The 26,996-nt window shown below is 36.8% G+C and carries 25 protein-coding genes; 14 read left to right on the forward strand and 11 right to left on the reverse strand.

What is annotated here, in order from left to right:
• Positions 1-173: 173 nt before the first annotated feature.
• On the forward strand, positions 174-1,829 hold the full coding sequence (locus QM491_RS09995) for a dihydrolipoyl dehydrogenase family protein (protein WP_283327356.1): 1,656 nt from the start codon (positions 174-176) through the stop codon (positions 1,827-1,829).
• Between the two features lie 137 nt (positions 1,830-1,966).
• Positions 1,967-2,509 (forward strand): ATP-dependent protease subunit HslV, encoded by a 543-nt coding sequence (gene hslV, locus QM491_RS10000; protein ID WP_095162887.1) that lies wholly within the window; start codon positions 1,967-1,969, stop codon positions 2,507-2,509.
• Between the two features lie 111 nt (positions 2,510-2,620).
• Here the strand turns inward: hslV and QM491_RS10005 are convergent, their stop codons facing one another.
• Positions 2,621-3,085, reverse strand: a complete 465-nt coding sequence (locus tag QM491_RS10005) for a DinB family protein (protein WP_166552401.1) — start codon at positions 3,083-3,085, stop codon at positions 2,621-2,623.
• 231 nt (positions 3,086-3,316) lie between these two features.
• Here QM491_RS10005 and QM491_RS10010 point away from each other — a divergent pair, with 231 nt between their 5' ends.
• Positions 3,317-3,952, forward strand: a complete 636-nt coding sequence (locus tag QM491_RS10010) for a peroxiredoxin (RefSeq protein ID WP_166552402.1) — start codon at positions 3,317-3,319, stop codon at positions 3,950-3,952.
• A gap of 405 nt (positions 3,953-4,357) precedes the next feature.
• On the forward strand, positions 4,358-5,161 hold the full coding sequence (locus QM491_RS10015) for a glycoside hydrolase family 25 protein (RefSeq protein ID WP_283327357.1): 804 nt from the start codon (positions 4,358-4,360) through the stop codon (positions 5,159-5,161).
• Positions 5,162-5,238: 77 nt separating this feature from the next.
• Here the strand turns inward: QM491_RS10015 and hisS are convergent, their stop codons facing one another.
• On the reverse strand, positions 5,239-6,603 hold the full coding sequence (gene hisS, locus QM491_RS10020; RefSeq protein WP_283327358.1) for a histidine--tRNA ligase: 1,365 nt from the start codon (positions 6,601-6,603) through the stop codon (positions 5,239-5,241).
• Between the two features lie 308 nt (positions 6,604-6,911).
• Here hisS and QM491_RS10025 point away from each other — a divergent pair, with 308 nt between their 5' ends.
• Positions 6,912-7,067: a hypothetical protein gene (locus tag QM491_RS10025; protein WP_283327359.1), complete on the forward strand. Its 156-nt coding sequence runs from the start codon at positions 6,912-6,914 to the stop codon at positions 7,065-7,067.
• A gap of 24 nt (positions 7,068-7,091) precedes the next feature.
• Here QM491_RS10025 and QM491_RS10030 read toward each other — a convergent pair whose 3' ends face one another.
• The gene (locus QM491_RS10030) at positions 7,092-7,571 is read right to left on the reverse strand and encodes a hypothetical protein (RefSeq protein ID WP_283327360.1); all 480 of its coding nucleotides are present in this window, start codon (positions 7,569-7,571) and stop codon (positions 7,092-7,094) included.
• A gap of 121 nt (positions 7,572-7,692) precedes the next feature.
• Positions 7,693-8,223, reverse strand: coding sequence for a hypothetical protein (locus tag QM491_RS10035; RefSeq protein ID WP_283327361.1), 531 nt, complete (start codon positions 8,221-8,223; stop codon positions 7,693-7,695).
• 177 nt (positions 8,224-8,400) lie between these two features.
• On the opposite strand from QM491_RS10035, the gene QM491_RS10040 reads away from it, so the two are divergent.
• The gene (locus QM491_RS10040) at positions 8,401-9,162 is read left to right on the forward strand and encodes a 3-keto-disaccharide hydrolase (protein ID WP_166577489.1); all 762 of its coding nucleotides are present in this window, start codon (positions 8,401-8,403) and stop codon (positions 9,160-9,162) included.
• A 62-nt stretch (positions 9,163-9,224) separates the two neighbouring features.
• Here the strand turns inward: QM491_RS10040 and QM491_RS10045 are convergent, their stop codons facing one another.
• From QM491_RS10045 to QM491_RS10055, 3 genes are all read right to left on the reverse strand, one after another.
• On the reverse strand, positions 9,225-9,983 hold the full coding sequence (locus QM491_RS10045) for a hypothetical protein (protein WP_283327362.1): 759 nt from the start codon (positions 9,981-9,983) through the stop codon (positions 9,225-9,227).
• A 210-nt stretch (positions 9,984-10,193) separates the two neighbouring features.
• Positions 10,194-10,727 (reverse strand): hypothetical protein, encoded by a 534-nt coding sequence (locus tag QM491_RS10050; protein ID WP_283327363.1) that lies wholly within the window; start codon positions 10,725-10,727, stop codon positions 10,194-10,196.
• Between the two features lie 2 nt (positions 10,728-10,729).
• Positions 10,730-10,972, reverse strand: coding sequence for a hypothetical protein (locus tag QM491_RS10055; protein ID WP_283327364.1), 243 nt, complete (start codon positions 10,970-10,972; stop codon positions 10,730-10,732).
• A 394-nt stretch (positions 10,973-11,366) separates the two neighbouring features.
• Between QM491_RS10055 and QM491_RS10060 the strand changes: the two genes are divergently transcribed.
• Positions 11,367-13,595, forward strand: coding sequence for a transferrin receptor-like dimerization domain-containing protein (locus tag QM491_RS10060; RefSeq protein WP_283327365.1), 2,229 nt, complete (start codon positions 11,367-11,369; stop codon positions 13,593-13,595).
• 274 nt (positions 13,596-13,869) lie between these two features.
• Here the strand turns inward: QM491_RS10060 and QM491_RS10065 are convergent, their stop codons facing one another.
• Positions 13,870-14,127: a hypothetical protein gene (locus QM491_RS10065; protein WP_283327366.1), complete on the reverse strand. Its 258-nt coding sequence runs from the start codon at positions 14,125-14,127 to the stop codon at positions 13,870-13,872.
• Between the two features lie 296 nt (positions 14,128-14,423).
• Between QM491_RS10065 and QM491_RS10070 the strand changes: the two genes are divergently transcribed.
• Positions 14,424-15,011 carry a TetR/AcrR family transcriptional regulator gene (locus tag QM491_RS10070; protein WP_283327367.1) on the forward strand — a complete coding sequence of 196 codons (588 nt, stop codon included), beginning with the start codon at positions 14,424-14,426 and terminating at the stop codon, positions 15,009-15,011.
• A gap of 63 nt (positions 15,012-15,074) precedes the next feature.
• On the forward strand, positions 15,075-16,055 hold the full coding sequence (locus QM491_RS10075) for a ketoacyl-ACP synthase III (protein WP_283327368.1): 981 nt from the start codon (positions 15,075-15,077) through the stop codon (positions 16,053-16,055).
• A gap of 166 nt (positions 16,056-16,221) precedes the next feature.
• Here the strand turns inward: QM491_RS10075 and QM491_RS10080 are convergent, their stop codons facing one another.
• From QM491_RS10080 to QM491_RS10090, 3 genes are read right to left on the reverse strand one after another with little or no spacing between them, the layout of a single operon-like run.
• Positions 16,222-16,932 (reverse strand): hypothetical protein, encoded by a 711-nt coding sequence (locus QM491_RS10080; RefSeq protein ID WP_283327369.1) that lies wholly within the window; start codon positions 16,930-16,932, stop codon positions 16,222-16,224.
• A complete protein-coding gene (locus tag QM491_RS10085; protein WP_283327370.1) occupies positions 16,932-18,068 on the reverse strand; it encodes an AAA family ATPase in 1,137 nt (378 codons plus the stop codon). The genes QM491_RS10080 and QM491_RS10085 overlap by 1 nt, the downstream gene beginning before the upstream one ends.
• Positions 18,037-19,209 (reverse strand): DUF262 domain-containing protein, encoded by a 1,173-nt coding sequence (locus QM491_RS10090; RefSeq protein ID WP_283327371.1) that lies wholly within the window; start codon positions 19,207-19,209, stop codon positions 18,037-18,039. The genes QM491_RS10085 and QM491_RS10090 overlap by 32 nt, the downstream gene beginning before the upstream one ends.
• A gap of 197 nt (positions 19,210-19,406) precedes the next feature.
• Between QM491_RS10090 and QM491_RS10095 the strand changes: the two genes are divergently transcribed.
• The 5 genes from QM491_RS10095 to yidC all read left to right on the forward strand — a co-directional run bounded on the left by QM491_RS10095 (position 19,407) and on the right by yidC (position 26,989).
• The gene (locus QM491_RS10095) at positions 19,407-20,174 is read left to right on the forward strand and encodes a class I SAM-dependent methyltransferase (RefSeq protein ID WP_166552418.1); all 768 of its coding nucleotides are present in this window, start codon (positions 19,407-19,409) and stop codon (positions 20,172-20,174) included.
• An 18-nt stretch (positions 20,175-20,192) separates the two neighbouring features.
• Positions 20,193-21,482, forward strand: coding sequence for an aminopeptidase P family protein (locus tag QM491_RS10100; protein WP_283327372.1), 1,290 nt, complete (start codon positions 20,193-20,195; stop codon positions 21,480-21,482).
• A 156-nt stretch (positions 21,483-21,638) separates the two neighbouring features.
• The gene (locus tag QM491_RS10105) at positions 21,639-22,853 is read left to right on the forward strand and encodes a glycosyltransferase (protein WP_283327373.1); all 1,215 of its coding nucleotides are present in this window, start codon (positions 21,639-21,641) and stop codon (positions 22,851-22,853) included.
• Between the two features lie 178 nt (positions 22,854-23,031).
• Entirely contained in the window at positions 23,032-24,684 is a 1,653-nt protein-coding gene (pyrG, locus tag QM491_RS10110; RefSeq protein ID WP_283327374.1) for a CTP synthase, read from the forward strand.
• Positions 24,685-25,138: 454 nt separating this feature from the next.
• Entirely contained in the window at positions 25,139-26,989 is a 1,851-nt protein-coding gene (yidC, locus tag QM491_RS10115; RefSeq protein WP_283327375.1) for a membrane protein insertase YidC, read from the forward strand.
• Positions 26,990-26,996 lie beyond the last annotated feature (7 nt).

A 26,996-nucleotide genomic window follows, 5' to 3' on the forward strand; every position in this document is an offset into this window, starting at 1 on the left:
ACCGCCAGAAAAAAGATTTGATTAGTGGTTATTGACTAATACAAATGTGTTGTCTAGCTTTAATGCTTGTTTTATATTTGTGAATTACTTTAAAACGGTATTTTCAATCCCTTTAATTAAAGATTGATGCAACGCAAGTTGCTTCGACCATAAATTTCCTATAACTAAGAATCATGGCAGAAATTATTACGATGCCCAAAATGAGCGACACCATGACTGAAGGTGTTGTGGCAGAGTGGCTCAAGAAAGTTGGCGACGTCCTCAAGCCAGGCGACGGTCTTTTGGCTGAAATCGAAACAGATAAAGCGACAATGGAGCTTGATTTGGATGAGAGAATGGACTTGAGCAATTTTAAAGATTGTAGACTTTTATACATTGGCTTAGAAAAAGGTAAAGCTGTACCTATCGATAGCATCATCGCTATCATCGGTGAAAATGGCGAAGCATACGAGCATCTTTTGAGTGGTGCTCCTGCGGCGGCGGCTCCTGCACCTGTTGCTGAAGCTCCTGCTGCGGCTCCTGCTGCTACAGCAGCTCCTGCGGTTGATACGTCAAATATCAAAGCTGAAATCATTGGTATGCCAAAAATGAGTGATACCATGACAGAAGGTACACTTGTAGCTTGGCTTCGCAAAGTTGGGGATGTTATCAAACCTGGCGAAGCACTTTTGGCTGAAGTTGAAACAGACAAAGCAACAATGGAGTTTGACCTTGACAACTTCATTGACATTTCTAAATATTCTCCTTGTACGCTGTTGTACATTGGTATCGAAGAAGGTAAAACAGTTGCAGTAGATGACGTTATCGCTGTTATTGGTGAGCCAGGTGCCAACTATCAAGCATTGTTGTCAGCGGGTTCTGCACCAGCAGCCACTCCCGCACCAGTAGCAACTGCTACTCCTGCGGCAGCTCCTGCACCAGCAGCTCCAGTAGCTGAGGCAACTGTGACTTCTGCGGATGGTCGAGTGAAAGCTTCTCCTCTAGCAAAAGCTTTGGCAAAAGATAAAGGTATCAATTTGAACGAAGTAAAAGGTTCGGGAGAAAATGGTCGTATCGTAAAAACTGACATCGACAATTACGTTCCTGCTCCTAAGGCTGCACCAGCTGCTAAACCAGCGGCGGCGGCACCTGCTACAATCTTGGGTCAAGAAAGCTACGAGGAATTCTCAGTAAACCAAATGCGTAAAACTATCGCACGTCGTTTGTCTGAGTCTAAATTCTCTGCTCCTGAGTTCTATCTAACGATGGAAATCAATATGGACAAAGCTATGGCTGCTCGTACTTCAATGAACGAATTCTCTCCAGTAAAAATCTCGTTCAACGACATGGTAATCAAAGCTGTAGCTGCTGCATTGACTAAACACCCGAAAGTAAACTCTTACTGGTTGGGCGACAAAATCCGTATCAACCACCACGTACACATTGGTATGGCGGTAGCAGTTGAGGACGGTTTGTTGGTTCCAGTAATCCGTTTTGCTAATACGAAGTCATTATCACAAATCTCGGCTGAAGCGAAAGATTTGGGTGGTAAGGCTAAAAATAAACAATTGCAACCAAAAGATTGGGAAGGCAATACTTTTACCGTAAGTAACTTAGGTATGTTCGGTATCGACGAGTTTACTTCTATCATCAACCAACCAGAATCTTGTATTTTAGCTGTAGGTGGTATCAAAGAAACAGTTGGTGTGAAAAACGGACAGTTCTATGCTACTAACGTAATGAAAGTAACATTAACTTGTGACCACCGTACTGTGGATGGCGCAACTGGTGCTGCTTTCTTGCAAACATTCAAGCAATTGCTTGAAGATCCAATCAAATTATTGGTGTAATCCAAGTATTTGAACCATCAAAAGATGAAAGATACTTCTTATCCAAAAGATGGGAAGCGTCTTTCATCTTTTGTGTTTTATAGAGGACTTAACGTCTTTCGTTTCTTTACCGACAAACATTTTATTCTTGAAAATAGATGGAAAAAATTAGATCAACCACCGTCTTGGCGATTGTGCACAATGGCGAGGTAGCCATCGGAGCAGATGGACAAGCAACTATGGGAAGCACCGTAGCCAAAAACCATGTTCGTAAAATCCGAAAACTGTTGAATGGTAAAATTGTGACAGGTTTCGCTGGTTCTACTGCCGATGCATTTACCCTTTTGGAAAGATTTGAAGAAAAACTCAATGCTTTTGGAGGTAATATGAAGCGTGCTAGTATTGAATTAGCAAAAGACTGGCGTACCGACCGCTATTTGCGCAGATTAGAAGCCATGATGATTGTAGCTGATAAAGAGGAGGCTTTGATTATTTCAGGTACAGGAGATGTCCTAGAACCAGAAAATGGTATTGCTGCAATTGGTTCTGGAAGTAACTATGCCCTTTCAGCAGCTTTGGCTTTGAAAAAACATGCTCCTCATCTAACAGCTGAAGAAATGGTTAGAGAAGGGTTAACTATTGCGGCAGATATTTGTATTTATACTAATCATAACTTCGTTATCGAAAAACCTGCTGTTTAGGTATAAATGCGAAATTATGAGCTAAGTCAAAAGCTCCGTAGCGACGATAGAATTATACTAAATTTGTTTTCTATCGTCGCTACGGAGCTTTTATATGTATCAATCGCTACTTTACTTTCTGGTCTCTTCTCTGGCAAAAACAATAAAATCAGTGACAGGTAGTTCCTGCATTTTGCCCTTCAAATGACTCACCAATTGCCCACGGTGATAGCCCGAATGAAGCATCAAATGTGTAAGTATTTCATATAAACTAGAAAAATGTGTTTCGTCCTTGCTATTAGTATAGGATACAGTCCTCCCAAAGGTCAATTCTTCACTCTGATCTATGAGTTCTTGCCATCTTTGAGTAATATTTCTCAACATAATTACACATTCCGAAAAATCCTTAGTTTCCCATAAAGGAATATACGCTCGTACTTCTCTAGCACGATTATACCATGTCAAATGAGCTGCCAAAATATGTGATAATAGTTCTAGTGAGCGTGTATCTGGTCTATCAAGTGATTGTAAGGCTTGGATAACTTGTTCGTTTGCCCAAACTTCATAATTCATTAATTTAGCAAAATGATACTTCATAGTAAGAGTGTTTTTTGGATGATATTTAAAGGTATCAAAGTGGACATTTATCATTAAAATAATAAAAAATAGACCTAATCTTTGTATATTCGGCTAAATCTTTTCGAAAAAAGTTGATTTTTATCAAGATTCATAAAGTTTTCTTCAAAACTGGAACTAAAACAAATATAATCTTGTAAGTTTATAGACTAATTAGAGTACCCATAGTATAAACCTAAAACAAATATTATTATGTCATTAAGATTAGGAGACATTGCCCCAGACTTTACGGCAGAAACAACGCAAGGTACAATCAATTTCCACGAGTGGATTGGCGATTCATGGGCTTTATTGTTCAGTCACCCAGCTGATTTTACTCCTGTTTGTACTACAGAGTTAGGTAAAACAGCGCTTTTGAAAGGTGAATTTGAGAAAAAAGGCGTAAAAGTTATTGCTGTTTCGGTAGATGATTTGGACTCTCACCAACGTTGGATTCCAGATATTGAAGAGGTAAATGGTGTGTCAGTTAATTTTCCTATCATTGCTGACGAAAGCCGTAACGTTGCTACTTTGTACGATATGATTCACCCGAATGCTTCTGAAAAAGCTACAGTTCGTTCGGTGTTTATTATCGGTCCAGATAAAAAAATCAAATTGACTCTTACTTACCCAGCTTCTACTGGTCGTAACTTCCAAGAATTGCTTCGTGTAATTGACTCTTTGCAGTTGACTGCCAACTACCAAGTAGCTACTCCAGCAGACTGGAAAGACGGTGAAGATGTAATTATTACGCCTGCGGTAAAAACAGAAGATGCTGCTGAGAAATTCCCTAAAGGATTTACAGTAGTTAAACCATATTTGCGTACAACACCACAGCCAAATAAATAGGTTGTCTTATGCTATGCTTAGTTTCAAAATCTAATTGAGTGAATTGAAATTGAGTGATTATTTTAAGCTGTATAGGCGCAATGCTTTGCATCTTAAGCTGAGTCAGCCATAGCAATGTAGTAACAAAACATGAATCATTCCTAATTTAGTGATTTCGTGATTGAATGAGTGATTAATTTAAAATTTGTATTCTAATATTGCGTCTTAAGCTGAATAAAATCTAGCATAGTAGCATCAAAAAAGCGGTCGGAAAATATTTTCCGACCGCTTTTTTGATGAAAACTTAGAGAATAACCCCAATTCCAAAATCTGAGAAGACTCAAGTTTGTATTTTCTGTCAAAATCTTCTATCAAAAGCGCAAGTAGTTCAGAAATAGTTTACTATGAATTTTATATTTTTGCAATATGATTCAACTATTACTGAAAAGATATTTCGCTTTACCACGCAATATAAAGATTGCCATACTTCTTACGATTTTCTTGTCAATTGTTTGCCTAATCATTTGGGGCATTTATGGTATTGTCATGCTTTTTAGACCTAATCCTAATGGCTGGGAAAATGTTTCTAAATTAGGTATTTCAGTTCCTTTACGCTACGAAGTACATGGCATTGATGTATCTCATCACAATGGTGAAATAAATTGGAAGAAAGTCGAGAAAATGAGATTTGATGAAAATCGTAAGATTGAATTTGCTTTTTTGAAAGCTACTGAAGGTATTACACACGCCGACCGCCAGTTTGACCGCAATTGGGAGCATGCACGCAAGTCAGGAATGCGACGTGGCGCCTATCATTTTTATATTGCTTGGCGCGAACCAGTAGGACAAGCAAGAAACTTCATTAATTCGGTAAAACTCGAAAAAGGAGACTTTGCTCCTGTTTTAGATATTGAACAAAATTCCTTGAAATCCGACGAACAAATTATTAAAGAAATTGGTGTATGGCTCAATATGGTCGAAAATCATTACGGTACAAAGCCAATTATTTATACCAATCCTAATTTCTACAAGAAGTTTATCAAAGGTAATTACGACGATTATCCACTCTGGATTGCCGATTATTCTAATGAAGCACTTAAAGGATATGGTTCAAATCTTTGGTTTTGGCAACATAATAAAAATGGCTGGGTCGAGGGTATCAAAGGAACAGTAGATTTTAACGTTTTTTTAGGAAGCAAAGCTGATTTAGATAATCTATATATCAAATAATTTCTCGAAAGTACCAACCAAAAAAGCCCCACTAACTCTTGTCGGTGGGGTTTATTCATTTATATTGATGTAATCAGTTATTCGTTAATTTTTGCAAAAATATCGTCAATCGAAAGTTTGAATTGTTCCCCAGAAGTCATGTCTTTCAGAGTCAACAAACCTGATTGTAACTCGTCAGAACCAATAATTACGACAAAAGGAATCTTCTTACGGTCTGCATAATCCAATTGCTTTTTGATTTTGGCATTGTCTGGAAAAACCTCTGCATTAATACCTCTTTCACGAGCAGCACGCAGCAATGGTAAGGTATAGTTTTGTTCTTCTTTTCCAAAGTGACAGAATAATAATTTGGTAGTTACAGCCTGATTATTAGGGAATAAGTTTAATTCTTCCAAAACATCATAAATACGATCAACTCCAAAAGAAATACCTACACCCGACAATCCTGGCACCCCAAAAGTACCAGTTAGGTTGTCATAACGACCACCACCTGTGATAGAGCCAATTTGAACATCCAATGCTTTTACTTCGAAAATTGCACCAGTATAATACGACAAACCACGTGCAAGCGTAATGTCTAATTCAATATTTTCGTCGGTCACGCCAAAGGCTGTCATGTAATTCCACATTTCACGAAGCTCTTCAATACCTTTTTTACCAACTTCCGAAGTTTGAAGTAATTCCTCCAATTTTGTAAACTTCTCTTGGTTAGAACCTGTGATAGAGAAAACAGGCGTCAAATTAGCCAAAGCCTCCGCTGAGAAACCTCTTTCCGCCAACTCTTCCATTACTTTTTCCTGACCAATTTTATCTAATTTATCAATTGCTACAGCTAAAGCGGCTTCTTGTCCAGCAGCACCAATGGCTTCAGACAAACCAGAAAGAATTTTACGGTTATTGATTTTCAGGTTAAAGTTGATATTCAAACTTTGCATTACCTCCTGAATCATCATGACGATTTCAGCTTCACAAATCAGAGAATCCGTACCTACCACATCGGCATCGCATTGGTAAAATTCACGATAACGACCTTTTTGAGGGCGGTCAGCACGCCAAACTGGTTGGATTTGATATCTTTTGAAAGGAAGAGGCAATTCGTTACGATTCATCACCACGTATCTTGCAAATGGCACTGTAAGGTCATAACGCAAGCCCTTTTCTGAAATCTTAGTCGTTAGTTTTTTATACCCTTCATCCAAATCTGTTTGTGAGATTTTCTCAGAAAAGTTTCCAGAATTCAAGATTTTAAATAAAAGTTGGTCACCTTCATCTCCATATTTACCCATCAAAACCGAGAGATTTTCCATCGATGGAGTTTCCAATGGTTGGAAGCCAAATCTTTGAAAAACGGCCTTGATTGTGTCAAAAATATAATTTCTTTTGACCATTTTCTCTGGGCCAAAATCTCTAGTTCCTCTTGCTAATGATGGTTTGCTACTCATGATTCTGAATTAGTAATTTGATTAACTCTTAAAAAGTAGGTGCTTTTGAGGGCAATACGAATATAAAAGCACTGAATCGCAACATATTTAAGCATTTTTGAGATTCAAACTTGATTTATTGATTTCCTACTCTTTATTTAAAATGTCTGCAAAAATAACAAACCCTTTAGGTTTTTGGAAGCCTAAAGGGTTTTAATATCCGAAAATCTCTATATTTCAGGGGATTTCTTAAAGGAATATCCAATATTATGTTGGATAAGAATGTTTAATTCTGTAATTTTGCACCTCAAACAAAAAATCTGTTTACAATGGCCGTTACAAGACTAAAAAGAAAAGACAGAAGAAATAAGGCTATAGCTACAAACAAAGTCGAAGCAATTAAGCGTTTGCGTATTAAGCCAGAAATCAAGTTAATTGATATCGAAGCAATCAAAGCTGAATTTGCTGCGAAGGCTGCGAAGTAATTTTCGAAATTTCTTCTAAGAGATTTAAACCTCGTCGGTAGTGGCGGGGTTTTCTTGTTTATCTACCCTTGGTTTTTCGTTGACCTTTCTCTGATTATTAAGCTTTCCTTTTCTATCATCTTTTTTATCCTCTTTCTTTTCCACTTTTTTATCTTCTTTATTTCTAAGCACTTCACCCAAGTGATTTAATTTCTTAATTTGCTTTGCTAGTTCTTTTTCTTGCTTATTCATTTTCTTATTGATATCCATCAATAATCTAAAGCGAACAGCCTGTCCAAGGCATACCAATCCCAAACTTGTCAAGATTAATCCGTACAAGCCTAGCAAAAACCATATATAAAAGGCCTCATTCATGCCTTTTTTGAATGCAGCAGTAGCTACCACAGAAAGGCCAAATCCAAATAATAAAATACCAGCAGCGGCGCACAAAATCCATTTGGTACGCAATGGCATACGCTTTACTAATCTTTCTCCTGGTGCTTTTTTTGCAATTTTTGGTCTCATTTCGTATTGTAAAAGTATTAGGGTTAAAAGAAGTGTTCGTTTAGCTTGGACTTTTGGCGGTAGACCATCAGCCAAAATAACGATGATTGTTATCGCTTGTCAGCAAAATACTGCTAGAAGTTTATTTAGAAAGCCAATAGTCGGCCAACAGTTTTTCTACCTCTCTAAATTCGTCGTACAAACTTTGTGGCAAAATGGCTTTTGAATACGAATAACCATGTTTTTGCCAGAGAAAAAAAGTATAGTAGTCAGACTCATAAATGGCTTTCATGATAGACTTTTGTTTGGTATTGAGTTTGGTTGGCAATTTTTTCTCAACACTCATCAAAAAGTATGCTTTGGTTTTGAAAAGTAGCATTTTTTTCCCGTTTACATACTTTTCAACGGGTTGTGCTTTCATTTCTATACTTTTTAGCGCCTCTTTGGGCAAATATACATCATCGATACGTTCGATATAAAAATTTGAACCATTGGTTTTAAATATCCAACCTTGTGGTAACTCGTTTCGGAGAGCCAAAACACGTTTGTCTTTGCATAATGTATTTACATCAAGATAGCGAAAAGCTGTATTTTGTCCAAAAAAAGTATGTGCTATAAGTATAAACCCTGATAGGATATAGAATTTAATCCAATTAATTTGGGCATTTTTCATATTTATTCAAGTTTGCTGTTAAATTTACAGGCAGTTTATTTCGGTAAACTTAAAACTATTTTTATAATCAATAACTATTCCCGAATTACAGTTCAATAAAACGTCTTATTGGGATACACTCAAAACAGTCGAATTGTTTTACTGTAGATTAAAATTTAAACTTAAACAATTTTTCCAATGAAAATCAAGAAGAAGGTAATTTTAAGTGCCGCAGTTTGTCTTTTGGGCTTAAAAGTCCAAGCACAGGATTTCCGATTTGTAGAAAAAAATCCTGAAAAGCCAGACGCTACTGAATATTGGGACCCAGAAGTTCGCGTTGTAACCCCAGGAGCTATTCCTTCAGATGCTATCGTGCTATTTGATGGCAAAAATCTTGATCAGTGGGAGTCTATCAAAGACGGTAGTGCTGCTAAATGGGAAGTGAAAGATGGTGTTTTTACAGTAGTTAAAGGTGCTGGAAATATCTCTACCAAAAAGCATTTTGGTGATTGCCAATTACATATCGAATGGCGTTCTCCTGAAGAGCCAGAGAATGTAAAAAGCCAAGGGCGCGGCAATAGCGGTGTTTTCTTCCACGGAATTTACGAAGTACAAGTATTAAATTCGTACAAAAACAGAACGTATCGTAACGGTCAAGCTGGTTCGATTTATAAGCAAACACCTCCAATGGTAAATGCAACAGCGAAACAAGGTGATTGGAATACTTACGATATTATCTATACAGCGCCACGTTTTACAGTAAATGGCGGTATCGAAACGCCTGGTTATGTTACAGTAATCCACAACGGTATCATCGTACAAAATCACACTAAAATTCAGGGTGTAACCAACTATATCGGTCAACCAACCAATCCTGTACACGGGCCAAAAGGTCCAATCTCATTGCAAGACCACGGAAATGCAGTAAGTTTCAGAAATGTTTGGATTAGAGAATTGTAAGATTTTTATACAATCAAACAAAAAAGCGAGCGTTTTGAAAAACGCTCGCTTTTTTGTTTTTATTACTTACTCAAATTATACCCCAATGAAAGACCAACCTTGGTGATGGTGGCTTTTACAAAATTGCTCCACGATGTTCTTCCTGAATTGTTTTGAGAAAAGTTTATACTGGTGAATAATCTGCCAAATCTTGTTCCTAGACCTACTCTATATCCAATTATATCATCATGATAAACAAATGTTTTCATAGGGGTACTATCACTTATAACTTTTTCAAAAGTTGGGCCAGCTTGTACAAATAAAGCGACCGTTTCTGCTTCATTTTGGTAAAAAACGTATTGTGGTAAAAGTGCAAAACTTAGGGCTGTTACATTTCTTGCGGGTAAAAATCCAGCGTTCATTTGTGCAAGTTCTTGATAGCTTGCAAAAGCTGCATCAACCTCTATCCCTAGCTTTCGATTAAATCCCTTTGGTTCCCATAACAAACCCGCTCCCAAAGACATATTCGACAACGCTGATTTATGAAATAGCCTCTCATTATCCGCATTTCTGTAGGTATTATATCTATAGGTATTATACTCTGCTTTTACAAACATTTGAATCCTCTTTTTTTCAGTAAATATATTATAGGTTGAAAGACTCCCTGTCGGTCTAATTAACTCAGAATCATCAGAGATATCAAGGATGTGTTCCGTGGTATTTTTTGTTTCAGTGGTAGAAATCTGCACTATTTGAGCTGGACTATCAAGTATATCTTGGGCAATCAAAGGTGCAGTACAGACAAAGAGCAAACAGGAGGCGAACATAAAATTTTTCTTCACGAGCTATTAAAATTTAGGTTGAAACTAAAAAACAATAGCTAGATTCACCTAAAATATGAATCTAGCTATTCTATGCAACGATTGGATGAATGCTTTATTTTAGTGTTTATATGTTAAAAAATGTTATAATAGTCACGAATTATTAAGATATTCAAATAACTGATTATATCTAACCAAAAACACTTTATCAGGTTCTGAAGAAGATTCTCGTTACAAAACCTCCATCCTTTTTACATTACCATCGATAAGTGCAATAATAAGCTTCTTACCTTTTTCTGGCACATAAAACAGATAGGTAGAATTTTGCCCTATAATGGTCACGTTCTGGATTTGTCCGTCATCAAAAGTAATTTGGTAATTGGGCTTAGTTTTACCTTCGGCAATAAGACTCTTTTGTTTAGAGCCTCTTCCTAGTTCGATACCAATAAAAAAACCAAAAAAGATAAGTCCAGTACAGAGGATAAGTAAATTCATCGCTTGCTCTTTGTCATGTTTTGCGTTAAACTTTTCGCTCAATTTATTCACTAGCACCAGTAGTAAAACCATTCCTAAAATGGTAACAGGAATCAGCCAATGGCTCATGAGTAAGGTTAATGGAGCGGTTAGAATATCTGACAAAGAGGCAAAATAAAGGATATTGATCCCCAACATTTTGTAAAAAATAGACTCGCTAACGACGCCTAATATCAACAAATAAAGATACCCAATAGATAGGTATTCCTGAAATCCTAAATTTTTCAGCATTATTAAATACGGTTTTTAATTTCTTCTTGAACTTTTTTGAGACTTTTTTGCGTAAGAATCAAACTTGGTATCAAGCCCCCTGAAATAGCAATGAAGGTAAATTGCTTTTGGGTAATCATCAAGTAAATCGCTAATATTACTATCAGAATCTGTAATCCCAACAAGGCTCCCAATACAACTTTATACGTCTTTTCTTTGGCTTTTAGTTCTTCGAGGGTCAATTTTGAATAGGTTTCATCTTTCATTTCGAGAGGTGATTTAGTTTAGTCGTGATTTAATGAACTTCAAGTTATAAAAAATATAGTTGTTCGTACATTAAAAAAGTGATTATCAGCAAAACCAGATACAAATTTCTCTTCTTTTCGAACTTTAGGGTATTTAATTCTTTTGCCAGTCGATAAACTTCTTATCTTTACTAATACCGAATTTGACTAAAGTATTAATGCAAAATAAAATTGCATCAATACGCTTTAAGCAATAAGCTGTAGGTTTTAGGCTAAATGAGTTAATAATTTCGTAAGAAATATTTTTTATCTACAGGTTATGGCCTAATGCCTAAAGCGGATAAAATTAATTTCGTTTTGCCTACTAATTTATTTATTCGGCGATTATGTTCACTTTTCTTCATCATAACTTATTATGAAAAAACTGATTACACTCCTAGGATTTTTGTGCCTAGGACAACTTACCTCGTCGGCTCAAAACCTCCTCGGATTCTCTGAAAAAGGTACTGCTTCCGAAAAAGAATTAGAAGCCAAATTTGATGCTCAACTTAACGCCCAAAACTTACGTACTTGGATGAAGTTTATGAGTTCGAAACCACATTATGTGGGCTCGCCACACAACCGTGCCAATGCTGTATATATGCGCGATTTGTTTAAATCGTGGGGATTTGAGGCTCGTATAGATACACTTTACACGCTTTTTCCAACTCCTAAAGTACGTGAAGTTAGTTTGGTAAGTCCTACGCTTTTCAAAGCTAGCTTGGTTGAGCCAATGCTCAAAGAAGATGGCACTTCGAACCAGCTAAAAGATCATTTACCGACTTACAATTGCTTTTCAGCAGATGGTGATGTGACCGCTGAGTTAGTTTATGTAAATTTTGGTCGTCCTGATGATTATGAAGTACTCGAAAAAATAGGTGTTAGTGTTAAGGGAAAAATTGTGATTGTGCGCTACGGTGGTTCATGGCGTGGCTTAAAACCTAAATTAGCTGCCGAAAAAGGTGCAGTGGGTTGTATTATTTACTCCGACCCTAAAGACGATGGCTATGGTCAAGGTGATGTATATCCAAAAGGCCCTTTTCGTCCAGAAGCTGGTGTTCAACGAGGCTCGGTGTTAGACTTGCCTGTTGCGCCTGGCGACCCTCTTACTCCTGGTTATGGCGATACCAAAGATGCCAAAAGATTGGAGGTAAAAGATGCTACAACCATCATGACGATTCCTGTCTTACCTATTTCTTATGGCGATGCCTTGCCCCTACTCAAAGCATTGGATGGAAGAATAGCACCCGAATCTTGGAGAGGTGGCTTACCTATTGCCTATCATGTGGGTCCTGGAGCTGCCAAAGTGCATTTAAAGCTCCAATTCGATTTTAAAGTAGAACCTTTGTTCAATGTTATTGCAGTAATGAAAGGTTCAGAATTTCCTGACCAGTGGATTCTCAGAGGCAATCACCATGATGCTTGGGTATTTGGCGCAGCCGATCCTTTGAGTGGGATGGTAGCCGTTATGGAAGAAGCTCGTGCTATTGGAGAATTGGCCAAAACAGGCTGGAAACCAAAAAGAACCTTGGTATTTTGTGCTTGGGATGGTGAAGAACCAGGTTTGTTAGGCTCAACCGAATGGGCTGAGGCAAATCGTTCTGAGTTACAGAAAAAAGCTGTAGCATATCTTAACTCAGATGGCAATGGACGTGGCTTTCTGTCTGCTGGTGGTTCGCACACATTAGAAAAATTCTTTAACCAAGTAAGCCGAGATGTAATCGACCCACAAAAAAACATCAGTGTTTATGACCGTTTACGTTCGTATATTTTGGTAAATGGGTCTGGCGAAAGCAAAAAAGAAGCCTTAAGTCGCGGCGATATTCGTATTGGCGCTTTGGGTTCGGGTTCGGATTTTACACCATTTTTACAACATTTGGGCGTGTCTGCTATGAATGTGGGTTATGGTGGCGAAGATGAAGGTGGCGAATATCACTCTATTTATGATTCTTTTGACCATTACACTCGTTTCAAAGACCCTGACTTTGCTTATGGTGTAACATTGGCAAAAACCATGGGAAGAACAGTTTTGCGTCTTGCAAATGCGGATGTATTGCCTTTTGAGTTCCAAAACTTTTCAAATACGCTTCAAAACTATGGTACTGAAGTAAAAGCTTTACTAGAAAATATTCGTAGCAAAACTGAAGAAAACAATCGTCTGGTAAAAGAAGGGCATTTTGCGGCAGCCGCTGACCCGAACGAACCGATTGTTGTGAAAACTTATGAGGAGGTTCCTTATATTAATTTTGCTCCGCTCGAAAATAGTTTGAATCGTCTCAACAAAAGTGCTAATGCTTACGCTTCTGTGGTAAAAAATAGCAATAAATTAGCACCAGCGAAGCTTGAGGCATTGAACCAACTTCTCTATACGATTGAAAGAACCTTGACCCTGCCAGAAGGTTTACCGAATCGTCCGTGGTACAAACACCAAATTTATGCTCCTGGATTTTTTACAGGATATGGTGTAAAAACAATCCCTTCAGTACGTGAGTCTATCGAGCAAAGAAAATGGAAAGATGCAGAAAAAGGCATTGAGATTGTCTCATCAGTACTAAATAAATACTGTGATCAAATAGACAAAGCAGTTGCTTTGCTTGGAGAATAAAGGTAAAAGTTTAGTCATCACGAAGGCTCCATTTTTCCAAAATACATGAATCTATCTTCATTGAGTGAATTTGGATTGAGTGATTTAGTGATTAATATGAATTTGACCAGTAGAGACGCAAAGCATTGCGTCTAGAGAGGTGTCATTTTGAAATTTAGTATCAAAAAGGCGGTTGAAAAATTAATTTCAACTGCCTTTTTTGATAAACATTTTGCCAAGTACCCATAGCTAACTGCCGAAAGCCCAATAATACAAATTGCATTATTACCTAGAATTACTTTCTTCTTGAATAAATCTCCTCCTCTACCATTTTCAATTGCAGTCTATGTTTGTTGCGATATAGCTGTACCCCAACGTTCAACAAAATTAAGAGAGCAATCCAGCCCTGTTTGTTGATTGCAGAGATAAGATATACTGATATAAGTACCAATGTAATTTGGAATACTAAGAAAGTGTTAACATAAAACTTTAGAGATTGTTTTTTGCTCAAAAGTTTAGATAAGGTCCAGTTAGCAAAGACGGTATCTTTCATAAAATATTTGTATAAGTTGTTGAGGATTAAGTTTTACTACTTTACTAGAACAAAAAAGAGACACTTTTATTGCAACAAAATGTAATTTGTAGACCTATTTAAGATTATTTTTCATCAGAAAAATATGTTCTTGATTCTCTAGTATCTTATATGTGGGTAAAATTTTGTAAGAGACCTTTTTTAATAGTTCTCTCTTTAATGTTTTATGTTAGAACATGTTACTTTTCTTTAGCCCGAAAAAATAATTCACATACCGATTGGTATGTGAATTATTTTTTTTCTTATATTTACAATCCATGGAAACGACGCAAGAATACATACTCGAAAAAGTAGCTCCTCTTTTTAACAAAAAAGGCTACAATGGTACGTCGCTTTCTGAGATTACCAAGGCTACCAATCTCACCAAAGGAGCGGTATATTTTTACTTCAGAAACAAAGAAGATTTAGCTTTTCAGGCTTTTCATTTGAATGTAAAAAAATTGGTAAAACCCCTTAATAATGTAGTCATTGAACGTAAAGGTGCTATAAATAAGCTTTATGGTATGACCTTTTATTTCAAAGAATACTATTATGAGTTAGCATCAGAAAGAGGTGGTTGTCCGCTTCTTAATTTGGGAGTTGATGCTCGTTTCAACAATCCAATTTTGTTTGAGGAGGCTCGTAAAATTTGTGATAGACTTATCCAAAATACGGCAACTATTATCGCCCATGGCATTAAGCACAAAGAAATCAAAGAAGCCACTGACGCACATACCTTAGCTACCAATATTTACTCTATGATTGAAGGAGGAATATTCATGTCTTTGATTACCCAAAATAAAAATTACATAGTAAATATCGCTAATCATATTGAGTCGGCTATTATTGAACAAATCCGCCTCTAAAAAAATTTGTAGTACCACATACCATTCGGTATGTGTATTCAAACAATTCAAAAACAAGTTAATATGAATGCAATTATTGATTCTATCGGGGTGTATCTTCCTGAAAAGAAAATCGACAACCATTATTTCGAACAATTTTTGGAAACTACCGACGAATGGATAGTGAGCAGAACAGGGATTAATACCCGCTATTACAGCTCAGAAACCGAATATACCAGTGATTTGTGTGTAAAAGCGGCTCAAAACTTGGCTGACAATTATCAAAAGAATCTTGCAGACATTGACTTTGTAATTGTTGCTACCAGTACACCCGAACAATCCTTTCCTAGTATGGCTAGCCAAGTACAGAGCCGTTTGGGTATTCCGAATGCAGGATGCTTGGACGTTTCGGCTGGTTGCGCAGGTTTTGCCTACGGTTTGATTTTGGCAAAGGGTCTTATCGCAACAGGTGACTACCAAAAGGTATTGGTTATCGGTGGCGAAACGTTATCAAAAATTTCTGACTTTACCGACCGCACTAGTTGTGTATTATTTGGTGATGGCGCAGGTGCAGTTTTAGTAGAAAGCTCAGAAACGCAATATCTACATAAGTCTATTTCAACAACCAACGGCGACTTAGGAAAAGATTTGTATTTATCGAATCAACCAGCTCCAATCAATTTTGAGCAAATAGACTACAACGGAAAAATCCACCAAAATGGACGTACCGTATTCAAGTGGGCTGTATCGAACCTCCCTGCAAATATTATCAAATTGGCAGAAAAAAATGGTATCACCACAGATCAAATCGATTGGATGATTCCTCACAGTGCAAATATTCGTATTTTGGAAGCAGCTTGCTCACAGATGGATTTCCCTATTGAAAAATGCTTGGAGAGCGTTGTCAACTACGGAAATACCTCAGCAGCCTCTATTCCAATTGCTTGGTACAACGGTATCCAAAATGGGAAAGTACAACTTGATGACAAATTAATGTTAGCAGGTTTTGGCAGTGGACTTACGTTAGCAGGTATTTATTTGACTAATCGTATTCAGAAAGCTTAATATATTCATGAGTTTTTGAGATAAACAAAAGCGGTCGAAATGAGTTTTTCGACCGCTTTTGTGATTTTATTTTTTAAAGAACTCTCGAATTGATTTAGGAACTTTATTCCATAGTTTTTCATCCTCCAAGTGGAAAGCATGATACTGGTTCTGTGGGTTATCTCCTTCAAATGGAAATACTAGGTAAGTATCTATCATCAAAAATATAACACCAAGGGGTTTCTCGCAAATCAAAAATCGCATTATCCAATAAGTTTTGTGCTTCTTCATCACTACATTTCAATTGTGATGCTTGTTCGTTTCTTTTAGGAGGATTTGCTTTTTTCTGGCTATTACCATGTTTTGATGAGAAATGGTATATACGTTTAGGTAGCTTGCTGTTAATAAATTTCCAGAGCAAAATATCTGAACAAAAATAGTTAATTTTCACTTTTTCAAATTCACTTTCTGAATCTACTTTAAGTAAGTTACTTTCTCCTGACAGGCTTACTGAAATAATTATATGATTGGCTGCATCTGTTAAACAATTTAAACATTTACTATCAGCATAAAATGCTAAACTTGACTGTTTTTCATTGAAGACAACTTCAAAATACAAACCCCTAGATTTATGAGGTATTGCATCCTTAAACAAAACCTCTAAATAAGCCTGTGGACTTTGAATATATTCATCAAAGCCTTCTACGTCACTAATTTCTGCAAATTTTTCAGCGAGCTTTTCTATATCCTCTGAAGAAAAATAAATATCAGCTTCAAGTTGTCTAGCAACCTCCAAAATTGAGTAAGTAGCTTTTCTATATATCTCAAAATTTTCAGTTGTGAAATGCTCATCATTGAACATTTCGGAATGGATGTAGAATACAAATTCGTTTTTCATTAAAATCCCATTAAAAACTTTCTGTCAATTGTAAATTGGTCAAAAAAACCTTTGGGTGGATAACGTAACCTTCCACCACTTTCCAATTTAATCTTGTTTGCTACAGTACAGTGATTAGTTTCGTCACGATCAAAATGATAAATTTTTACATTATCTTTTGAAATGCCCTCGTTCCCTTCTTCAAATCTTTTACATTGTACCAATACTCCATTAATGACATGATCACTATGTGTTTCTATAATGATTTGTATTCCTAACTCAGCAGCCAGACATATCAACTCAGTGAGTTTAGATATACCATGCGGATGTAGGTGAGCCTCTGGGTTCTCTATTATTAACAAAGCACCAGGCTCGGCAGAGAGAATAGCTATAATTATTGGCATCACATAACTAATACCAAATCCAACGTTCGATGCTTCAAATAAATTAGTTCTACCAGTACTTCCTCTGTTAGTCTCAAAAGAATACTTTAATGTAAAACCTAACTTTCCTTGATCTCTAATATCTATATTAATTCCACTACTTATCTCTTGTTCCCATGCTATGACCTGAGAAAATAAATCATCATAATCATTTTTAATACATAAAGCTTTAGCCACTGTCAAATTTCTATACTGATTCAGAAAATGAACAAAGTATTCAGCCTTACCATCCATTTCCGATATTTGTCGTCGAATATCTACAATTTTATCATCCTTGGGATATTGCTCTTGTGGACCAAGTCTGTTTGCACTTATGTATTGAAATTTGTAGGAAAATAGACTCTCTTCATCAATCTTACTATTTGCACTGGATTCGACAAGATTAATAAAACTCTTTATCTTTGCCTCTTCCTTTTCAGCTGAATACTTAAAAAAATAGGAGTCAATTGAAGTCAAAAAATGAAAAGTAAAGCCATCTTCCTCTGCATATTGATAAATAGCATCTCCTGCAGTGCCAATTTTAACGGAGTTAGATTTCAAATCCAGATTTTCGAAATTCCGTTCTTTAATATAGTTATCTCGTAGTAATAAGAGGGCTTGTATAGAAGAAGACTTACCTACCCCATTAGCACCACACAAAAGGGTTAAATTTTCAAACTCAACAAGAGTTTCAGCATGACTTTTAAAATTTTGAAGCTTTATCTCTTTTATCATTAATGAATGTAGTTAATAGTGTATTAAACTCGGTATTTCTATTTATAACACTTTCTTTAGTAGCTGTTCCAGTAGTTATAGCATCAAGAAATTTTTTATTATTGGTTAAAAATTCTATAAATTTCATTCTAAACTCCAACGAGTTTAATTCTAAAAGAGATATTTCATCTTCAGGTAAGTTAGCAAATGCTACACTAATTACCTCAAAAATTGGCTTATTTACAGGTTTACGTGGATCATTGACGCTAAACCTTTTCCTAAAAGCGTCAGTTCCAAAAATATTAAAAGCTAACTTCAGCGCTTTAGTAAAATTAGCTTTTATTTCGCTGAGTTTTTTTTCATCGCTAGGAATAATACGTGTTCCTTTTGTTATAAATCTATCTAAATCTGGCTCGTAGGTTGTAAAACCCAGTAAATAAAACGCTAAAAATCTTGAGACAAAATCTAAATCTTCTTGTCTTTTTGTTTTTACAGAATTATCTGTTGCTTTTCGAAAATATATCCCAGATTCTTGTTGTTGATCTAATAAAAACTCCAAAAAATCTACTCTGTATCCCTGAAAGAGGGCTGTACGAATTTCTTGCGCCTTAAGTGGTACATCTCCCTGATTTATTCGGCTAAAAATGGTGTATTTAACCTCGTCTGGTGTTCCCTTTCCAATTAGGTTGATAGTTACTTGATTTGAATTAATCCTCCGTTTCACATCTCTGGGTAGCTCCTCCCATTTATTACCATTGTACTGTGTTAGAAACTCCAAGTTCTCCAAAACTAAATGCGATTTATTTTTCCCAACCTCACCGCGACCTAGTATAAAATGCTCCAATGTGCTCATTCTTTGAAGACCATCAACCACGTACCATTTTTTGTCATCTGCCTCATCAAAATAGAATAATGGGATAGGTAAATCTAGCATTAAAGACTCAATAAAACGACTCTTCTTAGTATTACTCCATAGATTTGGTAATCTTTGATAACGAGGAACTAATATCTGATCATCCTCCATCAATTCTACCAGTTGTCCGATATTTCTAGGTATGATTTTAATATTTATCTCGGATGGGTTAAAAGGAATTGTAATACTTACATCCTCATTCCCTTCTTCTTTTTCAATGTCATCCCAGTCATCAGTAGATTGTAACATAGCTATATATTTAGTTTTACTAAATGTAAAAATACAACATTTACATTGAATATAAGTAATCGATAAAATCTCTTAATTTAAGAAATTCGTCATTTTAGAGAATATAATTGTATAAAACCGGGACAGTATTTCTCCCTCCTATTTTATTTCGGAATCATTTTTTACCTTTGCAAAAAATATATTTGACCATCATTTCCATGAAAAAAATTATTAGCTGGACACTCCGAAACATTCCTCGTAAGTATTTGCAATTAGTTAGTCACTTTGCCATGAACCTATATGCGTTCTTTTTGCGAGGTAATAAGGTGGAATGTACAGTTTGTGGCTCTACATTTTCGAAATTCGTTCCTTATGGTCGTCTCGAGCCTCGTGATAACGCTCTTTGTCCAAACTGCCTTGCGCTCGAACGTCACCGTTTGATGTATTTATACCTTCAACAAAAGACTAATTTCTTCAAAGCCGACCTTAAAGTTTTGCATGTGGCGCCTGAGTATTGTTTTATCGACCGTTTCGAAAAAATGAAAAACCTGGACTATATCACTGCTGATATTGAGTCGCCTTTGGCAAAAGTAAAAATGGACTTGCACAATATTCCTTTCGAAGACAATACTTTCGATGTAGTTTTCTGTAATCACGTATTGGAGCACGTCGACGATGATATTCGTTGTATGCAAGAAATGCGTCGTGTACTAAAACCAAACGGTTGGGGTATTATGCAATCACCACAAGACTGGAACTTGGAAACTACTTTTGAGGATAAAACCATCACCGACCCGAAAGAGCGTGAGCGTCTGTTCAAACAAGATGACCACTTCCGTATTTTTGGTCGTGACTACCACAAACGCCTCGAACAAGGTGGTTGGCATGTTACACAAGACCGTTTTGTGATGGAAATGCCCAAAGACAAAGTAGAACGCTATGCTCTTCCGAAGGAGGAGATTATTTATTTGTGCGAAAAAAAATAACACCAACAACACTCATCAATGAAATACTTACCGATAGATAGTCAACTGTTTGTAACAAACAGAGCTAGATTAAACCAGCTATTGAAACCAAAAGGTATAGCGATTTTCAACTCAAATGACATTATGCCGACCAATGCTGACGGTACAATGGGCTTCAGACAAAACTCTGATTTGTTTTATTTGAGTGGTATCGATCAAGAAGAAACGATTCTTTTGTTGTTTCCAGATGCTCCAGACCCACGTATGAGAGAAATTTTATTCTTACGTGAAACTTCTGATGTGATTGCAGTTTGGGAAGGATACAAATACACAAAAGAACACGCAAAAGAGGTTTCTGGCATTGAGACAATCTATTGGACTAGCCAATTCGAGCAAGTTTTGACTACCTTGGTATTTGAGGCAGAAGCCATTTATCTCAATACCAACGAACATATCCGTAATAGTTCTGAGGTACAAACACGCGATGCGAAGTTTATCAACTGGGTAAAAGACCGTTATCCTTTACACCGTCTTGAGCGTGTGGCTCCATTGATGCACCATCTACGTGTTATCAAAAATCCTGTAGAGATTGCGCAACTCAACGAAGCTATTCGTATTACAGAATTAGGTTTTAGAAAACTCTTGAATTTTGTAAAACCTGGTGTTACAGAATACGAAGTAGAAGCAGAACTTATCCATGAGTTTGTAAGAAATCGCTCAAAAGGATTTGCATATCAGCCAATTATCGCTTCAGGTGCCAATGCTTGTGTATTGCACTACATCGAAAACAGCCGTATTTGTAAAGATGGAGATTTGTTGTTGTTGGACGTAGCAGCCGAATATGCTAACTACAATGCGGACTTAACGCGTACTATTCCTGTCAATGGTCGTTATACAGCTCGTCAGCGTGCAGTATATGATGCTGTTCATCGTGCTTTCAAATTCGCTAAATCTATCATGCAGGTAGGTGTTTTATGGAGTGAATACCAACACGAAGTAGAAATGTTCATTGAATCTGAATTGATTGGACTAGGTTTATTTGATAAAACTGATGTAAAAAATCAAAATCCAGAATCTCCTTTATTCAAAAAATACTTTATGCACGGAACATCACACCACTTAGGTTTGGATGTGCATGATGTATGGAGTCGCTACCGTCGTTTTGAGGCTGGAATGGTATTTACAATTGAGCCTGGGATTTATATCCAAGAAGAAGGTCTGGGAGTTCGTCTCGAAAATAATATCCTTGTTACTGAGGATGGTAATCTCGATTTGATGGGAAGCATTCCAATGGAAGCTGACGAAATCGAAAGCTTAATGAATGCCTAAAAAGGCACCAAGTGGCAAAGGCACAAAGGTACAAAGTGTCTTTGCAATTTGGGATTTCAGATATTGGATTTCGGAAATGTTCGATTTTTTTCCGAAATCCAACATCCCAAATAAGTTAAAAACTCCTCACTCAAAACTCAGCACTCAGCACTCAAAATGCCTTTCCCGACTATTTTATTATTTGATTTAGATGCTTCTGGTCATCATTCTGAATATCTAGCACATTTGATTGAATATCAGTTAGAACATCGTCTTCCTATCAAATTAATAGCCTTGGTAAGTCCAAATTTTGCTTCGAAACACGTCAAGCTTACGCAAAGAACGTCGGTGGATGCTTCTGTTTTTGAGTGGAAATATATTTCTGAGGAAGAATTTCAGCAGTATCAAGCAGAAAGTAATATCATCAAACGTGGAGATTTTGAATGGGGATTATTCTGTAAATATGCTTCTCTATTTCAAGCCCAACATAGTGTTTTGATGTATCTTGACCATTTACAATTGGCGATTTTACAAAAAGGCAATCAAGCTCCTTGTACTTTTTCTGGCATATTTTTTAGAACTACACTGACCAATTATCGTCCCGACTCTTGGAAAGAACGTATCAATTTTATTCGTAAAAAATGGATGCTTCGTGGGTTACTTTTTTCTAAAAAGTTGACCAATCTTTATTGCCTTGACCCCTTTGCAGCAGAGTATATTCAAGAAAAATGGCATAGTAACAAAGCATTGTATTTGCCTGACCCAGTCAAAACCTATCCATTCCCAGCGGAAGCTCCCGCTTTGCTCCGACAACAGTTAGGTATTGAACCGCATCGTAAGGTATTTCTTATTTTTGGTTTTTTGGATGAAAGAAAAGGAATCATTCCAACGCTGGAGGCATTGCTTCAATTACCCCAAAAACAACAACAGGATGCTTGCTTACTGCTAGTAGGCGGCTGGACTGCCGAAGAAAAAAATCGTTTTGAGGAAAAATTAAAAGCGGTTGGAGCCGAAAACCACTTACAAATTGTTAAAGTTGATTATTTCGTAGAACCCGAACTAATTGAACAATTCTTTGCACTTTCTGATGTAATTATGGGCTTGTATCAAAAACATATTGGTATGAGTGGTATCATGGTGCGCTCAGCTTTTGCCCAAAAACCGCTCTTAACTTATAATTACGGTTTGATGGGAGAACTTACCCGAAGAAATCAACTGGGAATTACCGTAGAGCCAAATAATCAAGAAGAGTTACAAGAAAAAATACAATTTTTGTTAAGTCAATCAAAAACTGTCGGAAATCAGACCATGATGAAAGAGTTTTCTGACCATCATCAGGTAAAATTTTTCGCAGAATGTATCTTCAAAAAAAATAAAAAAATATTCTCCTGAAAATCAGGCACTTCAAAAAAACTTAGCCACTTTACACTTAGAGTTCTAAGGAATTTTCTTACCTTTGTATCCCGTAACCATAGTTTCGGATTTTCTAAAATGAAATCTTCTTTGGGAAATCTGAAACGTCCATGAACTTTCGTTCATCGGAAAATTCACAAATCAATCATTTCTTACAATGTCAGGTAAAGGGCAACCTAAAACCGCGAAATACATCTTTGTTACGGGCGGTGTGACTTCTTCATTAGGCAAAGGTATTATTGCCTCATCATTAGCAAAACTTCTGCAAGCCAGAGGATTATCGGTAACTATTCAAAAATTTGACCCGTATATCAATATCGATCCGGGTACACTTAACCCTTATGAGCATGGGGAGTGTTATGTAACCAACGATGGCGCTGAAACTGACCTTGACTTGGGTCACTATGAGCGTTTCTTGGGCGTACCAACTTCACAAGCAAACAACATTACAACTGGTCGTATTTACTACAATGTAATCACGAAAGAACGTCGTGGTGATTATTTGGGTAAAACCGTTCAAGTAGTTCCTCACATCACGGATGAAATCAAAAGAAGCATCTTGTTGTTGGGCGAAACTGGCGAATACGACGTCGTAATCACTGAAATCGGTGGTTGCGTGGGTGACATCGAGTCACTTCCATTTATTGAGGCTACTCGTCAATTAAAATGGGATTTAGGTGAGAAAAACACGTTGTTTATCCACCTAACATTGGTTCCATATTTGGCATCTGCGGGTGAGCTTAAAACAAAACCAACTCAACACTCAGTACGTCAATTGTCAGAATCTGGTATTCAGCCTGATATTTTGGTATGTCGTACAGAGCATCCTCTTCCACAAGATATGCGTCGCAAAATTGCCCTATTCTGCAACGTATCTGCCAACGATGTGATTGAGGCTATGGACGCTGAGACCATCTATGATGTACCTTTATTGATGCGTAAAGAAAAATTAGACGCAAGAGTATTGTACAAATTAGATATTTACAACGACCGTGATGCAGACTTAGACCAATGGAAAGCGTTCTTGGGTAAATTGAAAAACCCTACCGAACAAATCACTATCGGTTTGGTTGGTAAATACGTAGAATTGAAAGACTCGTATAAATCAATTGCTGAAGCTATTATTCATGCTGGAGCAGTTTGTGAAACTAAAGTAAATATTCGTTGGATTTCTTCTGAAACACTCATTGATACTGGTTACGAAAGCAAATTAGCCAACTTAGATGGTATCTTAGTAGCGCCAGGCTTTGGTGAGCGTGGTATTGAAGGAAAAATCAACGCTGTAAAATATGCCCGTGAACACAAAATTCCATTCTTTGGTATTTGTTTGGGTATGCAATGTGCAGTAATCGAGTTTTCTCGTAACGTATTGGGACTTGCTGAAGCACACTCTTCAGAAATGAATCCTGAAACGGCTCATCCTGTAATCGACATCATGGCCGACCAAAAGGATATTACCAACAAAGGTGGTACAATGCGTTTGGGTGCTTATGGTTGTAAAATCGAAAAAGGCTCATTGGCGCATAGCATCTATGGAAAACTAAATATCCAAGAGCGTCACCGTCACCGTTATGAGTTCAACAATAATTATTTTGAACAAATCAAAGCGGCTGGAATGGTTCCAACAGGTATCAATACAGACTCAGGTTTGGTTGAGATTGTTGAAATCAAAGATCATCCATTCTTTATTGGTGTTCAATTCCACCCAGAATATAAATCAACGGTTGTAAATCCTGCTCCGTTATTCGTACATTTTGTAAAGGCGGCTCTAAAAAATGCTTCTCCAGTAGCAAAAGGCACAAGTAAATAACCTTTTGTAAAAAAATACAGCTAAAAAGCCAAGTTCTTTGTAATTTTGCACCGCCAAAGTCGAGGCGGTGCATTTTTATTTCTTTACCATTCGATTTTGACGATTTTAAATATATTGAGGCTGTTTAAACTTTGGGAAATTGCTTGCGTAAGCAATGAATTTATACTGTTACTATTTGAGCGAATCGAGGTGGAACGCCACACCGATTATAAATTCTTGACTTTCTTTTGCTACTTTTCTTGTGTCAAGACAAGAAAAGTAGGGCTTTGCGAAGAGAAAAAATAGTATTTATATACAAACTAAACATTTATTTAACCTTATTCTCAATACGAAAAGACTAGCCAACAGTTACTTTTGTTTTTGCCACAAAATACCAAGGTCAAACTTTTAAATACTACAATTCCAAAAATAACTAGCCTTTTAAAAACGAAAGGCGCTTTTAAACAAATACCAAATGGATAGAAATCAAGTCACGGGGCTATTATTGCTGATGGGGATGTTGCTGGGGTACCAGTTTTTCTTTGCTCCGAAAGATGAACCAAAACAGGCGCAAAAAGCGCAAGTTGCTCAAACTACTATTCACAGATCTGCCGCTACAACAACTGTTGATACCGTTGCATTGAAAGCAGCAGCTGGTGATTTTGCGACGGCAGCTACTGGCGTGGCGCAAGAGGTAGTTCTTGAAAACAAAGACATCAAAGTTACTTTCTCTACTAAAGGTGGTAAAGTAAAACAAGTATTGCTTAAGCATTACAAAACATATAATGACTTTGCAGCTCATAAAGAAAACCCTTTGACGATTTATGATGAAGCATTCGACAAACTTTCTTTCGAACTAGCTACTACAAAAGGTAATGTAGACATCAACAAGTTGTTCTTCACTACCCAATCAAAAGGTGGTGTGGTAGCTGAGGGTCAAAAACAATCTGTAACGTTCACATTGGCTCTAGCAAATGGTCAGTCTATCGAACAAACTTATACTTTGGCTGGTGAAGGTTTCTTAGTGGACCAAAATACACAGATTAAAGGTTTGGATGGTTTGTTGAAAAGCCAAACAGCTAAAATCAACTGGATTGAAGAGGTTCGTCCTACAGAAAAAGACTTAAACGAAAACCGTAAGGCAACCGTAAATTATCTAATTGCTGAAGGTGAAGAGTTTGACCAACTGACCGAAAACCCTACAAGTGCCAATGATGCTACGCTTGAAAAGCCATTAAATTGGTTGACTTTCAAGAAAAAGTACTTCTTGTCAGGTTTTATTGCGAAAAATACGCCAATCTCAAAAGCACAAATTTGGGCAACACCAAATCCTCAGGATTCGGTAAATATCAAAACTTTGCGTGCTAACATGGAGGTTTCTTTGGCAGACATGAAAGCTGGTAAAGGACAATATCAATGGTATTTTGGTCCAAACGACTACAACAAAATCAAAGAAATTGCTCCTGCATTTGGTCGTAACGTAAAATTGAGTTACGATATTTTCTTGCCAATTACACGCTATGTCTTTGTGCCATTGTTCAATGTGCTTGAAACAGTGTTTAGCAACTATGGATTGTTGATTATTGCTTTGGTATTGGTGATTAAGTTTGCTTTGTTGCCATTGACTTACAAATCGTATGTAAGTATGGCAAAAATGCGTATTCTTCAACCAGAATTGAATGCTATCAAAGAAAAGATTGGTGACGATGCGGCTAAATTGCAACAAGCTCAAATGAAATTGTATGGTGAAGTAGGTGTAAGTCCACTAAGTGGTTGTGTGCCTGTATTAGCTACCATGCCAATTTTGATGGCGGTATTTATGCTGTTCCCTAACTTGATTAACCTTCGCCAAGAGGCTTTCTTGTGGGCAAATGACCTTTCAACTTATGACTCTGTATGGAATTTGCCATTTAGTATTCCTTTTTATGGTAACCATGTCAGTTTGTTTACATTGTTGATGACCCTATCGAGTATTGCATACGGTTATTACAACAATCAAAATACACCAGACCAAGTTGGTCAACCAATCGATATGAAGAAAATGGCTTATATCACGCCAGTTATCTTCATGTTTGTGATGAACTCACTTCCTGCTGGTATGAGTTTCTATTACTTTGTCTCTAACTTAGTGACGATTTTACAACAAATTGGTATTCGTAAGTTTGTTGACGAAGACAAAATCAAACAGATTTTGGAAGACAATCGTAAGAAAATCGCTGCTGGTGGAGGTAAAAAATCTCGTTTCTCAGAGTATTTGCAAAAGCAAATGAAAGCTGCTGAAGAAATGCAGAAACAGCAAAACGATGATAAGAAGAAGAAAAAATAATTATCTG

Source organism: Flectobacillus longus, assembly GCF_030056705.1.
GTDB lineage: Bacteria > Bacteroidota > Bacteroidia > Cytophagales > Spirosomataceae > Flectobacillus > Flectobacillus longus.